Genomic DNA, 1,794 nt, shown 5'->3' on the forward strand with positions numbered 1-1,794 from the left:
CACGTACGCAAGGCGCTCCGCCTCCACGCCGACGGCCCCCGCCCCCTCGGCCCGCCGCCCCACCGGCAGCAGCGCCACCGGGAAGCCGTCCGTCCCGTACACCGCATGGCACAGGCCGGCGAGCCGCAGATCGGGCCGGGCCCCCCACGCGCCGAGCAGATCGCGGACCCGCCCCAGGTGCGCCAGCAGCGTCCCGCCGGGATGCGCGACCCGCTCCGCGCCAAGCCCGCGCAACAGCGCCAGCGCCCGCTCCTCCCGCAGATCGCCCATCGCCGACTCCCGTCCTCACGGGTCGGCACCCGCCCCCGCATTCCGATGCCGAGGCAGGGTTGCCGCCCTTGAATCCCCCCACGAGGGATCTTGCTCGCGCGCGCAGACCCAAGTCAATCCTCCGAATTCCTTCCCACCCCCAAGCCCTGCCTAAGGCCTCCGGCTACTCTCCCCGCATGACCCTCGACGACCTCCGCGTCTTCGTCGCCGTGTGCCGGGCCGGCAGCCTCAGCGCCGTCGCCCGCGACCTCGACCGCACCCAGTCCGCCGTCAGCCAGCACGTCCGCCGCCTGGAACGGGAGACCGGCACCAGCCTGCTCGAACGCCACGCCCGCGGCGTCGCCCCCACCGAGGCCGGCCGCATCCTCCTGGCGGCCGCCGCCGACGGCATCGCCGGCCTCGACGGCGCCCTGCGCCGCCTGGAAGACCTGGTCCGCGGCGACGCCGGCTCAGTGCGCATCACCACCGGCGCCACGACCGTCCGGCACTTCATGTCGGAAGCGGTCGTCGGCTTCCGCCGCCGCCACCCGCACATCAGCCTGGAGTTCCGCACCGCCGATTCCAGCCGCAGCTGCTTCGACGCCCTCGCCGCCGACGACCTCGACCTCGCCTGGATCACGATCGGCGAACCGGTCCGCGGCATCGAGCAGCGGCCGGTCATGGAGCTGCCGTGGGTACTCGCCGTCTGCGCCGACGACCCCCTCGCCGCCCGCCCGCACCTCGCCCCCGCCGACCTCGCCGGCATCCGCCACATCCGGCTGCCGGAGAACTCGACCTCCCGCGCCCACCTCGACACCGCGCTGGCGCAGGCCGCCGTCACGATCCGCTCGGACACCAGCGTCGCCGACTGGGACACGGCCCTGCTCCTCGCCGAGCTCGGCCTCGGCCACGCCGTCGTCCCCGCCCTGCCCGGCTGGCAGGTCCCGGGCACGGACGGCCCGCTGCGCCTCGTCCCCGTCCCCGACCTGCCGCCCCTCCCGGTCGGCTGGGCGGTCCGCCGCTGGTCCGCCCTGTCCCCGCCGGCCCGCCTCTTCGCCGACGACGTGGCCCGCACGTGCCGCGCGAGAGCCGCACGCGCGCGGTAGCGCGTCCACCCAGCCGAATGCGGCACCACGGGCGATGATGGAGGAACCGGCCGATTCAGGAGGTGGTGCGGCCATGGCGGCACACGACGGCGGCCCGTCGGCGCGAGACCTGGAGGAGGGCAGGCTCCTGAAGGAGCTGGAGGCGATCCACCGCACCCGCCACGAAACACTGCTGCACGGATCGGACGACGCGCTGGTCACCCACACGCAGCGCATGAACGAACTGGAACACGAATACGTACGCCGCCACCCGCAACGCGCCCAAACGGCCTCCCGCACCCGCTCGGGCGCCCGCGCCCGCAGGGCCAGCGACGAGGAGACGCCGGGGGACACGTAGGGGTTTCGGCGGGCTCGGCGTCGAAGAGGTGGCGGGGGAGCGGGGCGCGGGGGTGCGGGAGCCGACGACTCGGGATCGGAGGCGGGCTGGGGGCTTCCCGGC

3 protein-coding genes are annotated in these 1,794 nt (G+C 75.4%); 2 read left to right on the plus strand and 1 reads right to left on the minus strand.

Annotated features, from left to right (window positions below; translation table 11 throughout):
- The coding region (locus tag EF903_RS32300) for a DUF6817 domain-containing protein (protein WP_399422186.1) at nucleotides 1-270 on the minus strand (270 nt) is incomplete at its 3' end.
- A 176-nt stretch (nucleotides 271-446) separates the two neighbouring features.
- Between EF903_RS32300 and EF903_RS32305 the strand changes: the two genes are divergently transcribed.
- Together EF903_RS32305 and EF903_RS32310 are read left to right on the plus strand one after the other, a co-directional pair.
- Nucleotides 447-1,355 (plus strand): LysR family transcriptional regulator, encoded by a 909-nt coding sequence (locus tag EF903_RS32305; RefSeq protein WP_125548501.1) that lies wholly within the window; start codon nucleotides 447-449, stop codon nucleotides 1,353-1,355.
- 73 nt (nucleotides 1,356-1,428) lie between these two features.
- Nucleotides 1,429-1,692, plus strand: coding sequence for a DUF6158 family protein (locus EF903_RS32310; protein ID WP_125548502.1), 264 nt, complete (start codon nucleotides 1,429-1,431; stop codon nucleotides 1,690-1,692).
- The last annotated feature ends 102 nt before the right edge of the window (nucleotides 1,693-1,794 follow it).

Source organism: Streptomyces sp. WAC05292, from assembly GCF_003949955.1.
Lineage (GTDB): Bacteria > Actinomycetota > Actinomycetes > Streptomycetales > Streptomycetaceae > Streptomyces > Streptomyces globosus.